The sequence below is a fragment of the Moorena sp. SIO4E2 genome (assembly GCF_010671945.1).
In the GTDB taxonomy this organism is placed as follows: domain Bacteria; phylum Cyanobacteriota; class Cyanobacteriia; order Cyanobacteriales; family Coleofasciculaceae; genus Moorena; species Moorena producens.
In genome coordinates this window covers 1-3936 of record NZ_JAAHIE010000617.1, presented here as the reverse complement: position 1 = coordinate 3936, position 3936 = coordinate 1, and the positions used below count along the sequence as shown (strand labels likewise).

General features: G+C 43.7%; 1 protein-coding gene. It reads left to right on the top strand.

The window, feature by feature from the left end; translation table 11 throughout:
• Positions 1-273: 273 nt before the first annotated feature.
• A complete protein-coding gene (locus tag F6K37_RS34165; protein ID WP_287255221.1) occupies positions 274-3591 on the top strand; it encodes an NACHT domain-containing protein in 3318 nt (1105 codons plus the stop codon).
• Positions 3592-3936: the final 345 nt, after the last annotated feature.

Genomic DNA, 3936 nt, shown 5'->3' with positions numbered 1-3936 from the left:
TCGGAAATCGATCTAGTTTGTCCCCCTTCCGCCCAAATAACTAAGGGCGGAGTAAACTCAAAGAGTTCCCTTTCCTAACTCGATCCCCCCCTGCCCCCCTTAATAAGGGGGGAGTCCGGAAATCGATCTAGTTTGTCCCCCTTCCGCCCAAAGAACTAAGGGGGGAGTCCGGAAATTGATCTAGAAAGTCCCCCTTATTAAGGGGGATTTAGGGGGATCAAATCTCCCTAAATTGCTATAATTAAACTAATCGAACATAACTACCTATAAATTATGGCAGCATTGTCCCTTTTGGCTAGTTTAGAACTATCGCAAATAGCGCCACCATTGTTAAGTATTGTTGCTAAAGAAGCAGGGAAGCATATAGTTAAATCTCTGACTAAAAGCGATATCGAAAAAGCCATCAAAGCGGGAGCAGAAGCCGTTGATCAATGGGACAAACAACTGGATAGTCAACAGCGCTTATTTTTTCACGCTCCCCCGGATGGCTGGAATGGAGTTAATCGGTTTTTGAACGACTATTTTACTCATTCTGCTGTTGTGGCGGAATTACAGAAACCCTTACTTAATCAAGGTAAGCCAGACCGGGATATTTTAAGCACCGTATTTCAACAACAAGCTGAAGCCAAGACTATTAAACTAAATCAAGACAGTCTCAAGCCTTGGATAGAGACATTTATTAATGCTTATTTTCAGCACACGGATACTTATCTTAAATTTCAGGTAGCTAAACAGGATTATTGTGAGCAGTTAGCCAACTGGTTTGATGATGTCAAATTTGCTGGCATTGCTGTGCCTGGGCAAGAAGTAGAAAAATCGGAGAAGTTAGCCCAGATTTTCGTAATGCCAGATGTCGTGGAAGACGTATCAACTGCTGGCGCTTGGGAGCGGGAGTTGTTAGCAGCCGGTAGTGGGGAAAAGCCAGAAAGGCTGCTATTGGAAAAGACAACTGGCCGGAAATTCTTGGCTCAGCAGTTATTGAGCCAAAGTCAGTCGAGAAGAGTGGTAATCCTGGGTGCGCCAGGCTCTGGTAAAACCACCTTGATGAGCTATTTTGCGGTAATATTAGCTCAGCAAAATCCTGACATTTTGGGATTAGATGGTGATACCGACTGGCTACCGATTTTAATCAGGATGCGAGATTTTGCCAGACATCTCGATAAAAGCCTGATCGACTATGCTCGGATATTTGCGGAAAACACCATGTCAGTGAAACCGTTACCAGTGGGATTTTTCGAGCATTGGTTATCTGATGGTAGAGCCTTGATATTGCTGGATGGTTTGGATGAAGTAGCAGAAGAGGCTAAACGCCATGATGTAGTCAAGCGCATCGAGAATTTTTTAGGACAGTTTAACAGAAATCGCGCTATTATTACATCTAGACCGGCTGGTTATCGGCGCGACTTTTTCCGCACTGAGGAATTTCCCCACTATCAAATCCAACCCTTTGATGACCAAAAGATTTCGGCATTTATTGAGAACTGGTATAACAGTCGCTTTCAAGACCAAGCAGAAGCCAAAAGGCGCAAGGAGAGTTTAGGAAAGGCGCTGAATGATAATGACCGGATTACCTTGTTGGCACGGAATCCCTTATTGTTGACAATTATTGCATTAATCCATCGGTATCAAGCGGTATTGCCCAAAGAACGGTTTGAGCTTTATAATTGTGCAGTCAAAACCTTGTTAACCTCTTGGGATGCTAACAAAGAAATCAGCAATCAGGGACTATTTAAATATCTAGATTTCTATGATTTGCGCCGATTGATGGAATTGTTAGCTTATTGGATTCATGGCCAAGGAAATAGTGAAGATAACGAAGGCAGTACGTTAATTAACCGTGATGATTTGATTAAGCAGTTGAGCAAAGAGATTAAAACTTTAAAGCAGGTGCAGTTATATCAAGCCAAACAAGAAGCAGAAGCATTTGTAACCTTGATTCGCGATCGCACTGGTTTATTGAATGAGCAGGGGCAAGATTGTTATGGGTTTGTCCATAAGAGCTTTCAAGAATATTTGTGTGCTGAAGAAATTGACTATCATGCAGAAAATGAGTATGATTTTCGGATTGTTTTGAATCAGATTCGGGAGCATTTACATGACTCCCACTGGCGCGAAGTGTTATTATTGCTAATAGCACAACAAAAACCGAAAAATGCCGCGAAAGCGATTCGGGCAGTATTGAATAATAATAGTAAATATGAGCAGTGGTTACATCGGGATTTGTTATTTGCTGGTAATTGTTTGGCAGAAGACCCGAAAAATTTGCGTGGTGCTGATGGTGAGTTAGTGCAAGAGATTTTAGAGGGGTTGGTTGAGTTGGAGGTGAGTACTAAAGAGCCGGTTGGCAAGAGGGTTTACGAGCAGGTTTATCAAATAATTTGTAGTTTGTATGAAACGGATTTTCAAGCACAGGTATTGGAATTGTTGAAGGAGCGATTGGCCTACGGCCACGCTACGGGATCGGATTGGATTGATCAGCTGCGATTGTTGAACTATAGAGCCGAGTTAGGGGAAAAAGATCAGGTAATAACAATATTACTAGCACAGCTTCAGGATCACAATGTTAGTGTGCGTTGGAGGGCTGCCCAAGCCTTGGGCGAATTGCGCAACAGTTCAGAAACTGTAGTCAACGCCCTCATAGCACAGCTTCAGGATCACAATGTTAGTGTGCGTTGGAAGGCTGCCCAAGCCTTGGGCAGATTGGGCAACAACTCAGAAACCATAGTCAACGCCCTCATAGCAAGGCTTCAGGATCACAATTCTCATGTGCGTTGGAGGGCAGCTCGTGCCTTAGGCAATTTGGGCAACAGTTCACAAACCATAGTCAGCGCCCTCATAGCACGTCTTCAGGATGAGAATTCTACTGTGGGTTGGGAGGCAACCTATGCCTTGGGGCAATTGGGCAACAACTCAGAAACCCTAGTCAGCACCCTCCTAGCACAGCTAAAGGATGAGAATTCTGATTTGCGTGGGTGGACAGCCTATGCCTTGGGAAAATTAGGCAACAGGTCAGAACCCGTAGTCAACGCCCTCCTAGCAAGGCTTAAGGATCAGAATTTTAGTGTGCGTTGGAAGGCAGCCGAATCCTTGGGCAATTTGGGCAATAGCTCAGAAACCGTAGTCAGCCCCCTCCTAGCAGGGCTTCAGGATCACAATTCTCATGTGCGTAGGGACGCAGCCAGAACCTTGGGCAATTTGGAAAACAGTTCAGAAAGCGTAGTTAATGCCCTCCTAGCACGGCTTCAGAATGATGATTATTATGTGAGTAGGAACGCAGCCATAGCCTTGGGCAGATTGAACAACAGCTCACAAACCGTAGTCAACGCCCTCATAGCACTGCTTCAGGATGATGATTATTATGTGCGTAGGGACGCAAGCGAAGCTTTGGGTAAATTAGGCAAAACATCCAATCATGTTATCCCTAGTGTGATTAAATGGATTGAACAACACCAGGATTCAGACTATGTGGGCAGTGGTATTGATGTGCTGTGGGATTTGGTCGTAGGACGGGAGTCGGGAGTCGGGAGTAGTAAGAAAGAGAGCCAAAGAGTTTTTGATATTATTAGAAATAAAGATATGTTTGTGGTATAATATAATCTTGTGCATTTTTACGGTATTGTTGTTGTTGGATGCGATCGCGTAGCGGCTCTTTGCTGAGCATCGCATTTCACTGTTCCCTGTTCCCTATTCCCTGTTCCCTAAAATCCCAAAATTCTCTACTTTACCCAAATAAGAATTACTCTAAAACAACACAAAACCCTCAACAGCTCTAAGCCATCGAGGATTAATTACAAAGAGCGATCGCATTAAGCCTCGCAATTAAACCCTTAAAAATAGGGATAAATCGGTATTTAATACCACAAAATGGACATTGACATTTACTTAGCGCTAGAGTATAATTGAAGTGTAGAATCCAGCTCTAACGATGCCAAGAAA

What these genes read in the sequence shown, in the direction of transcription:
- F6K37_RS34165 (WP_287255221.1), top strand. Translation starts at nt 274, where the DNA reads ATGGCAGCATTGTCCCTTTTGGCTAGTTTAGAACTATCGCAAATAGCG.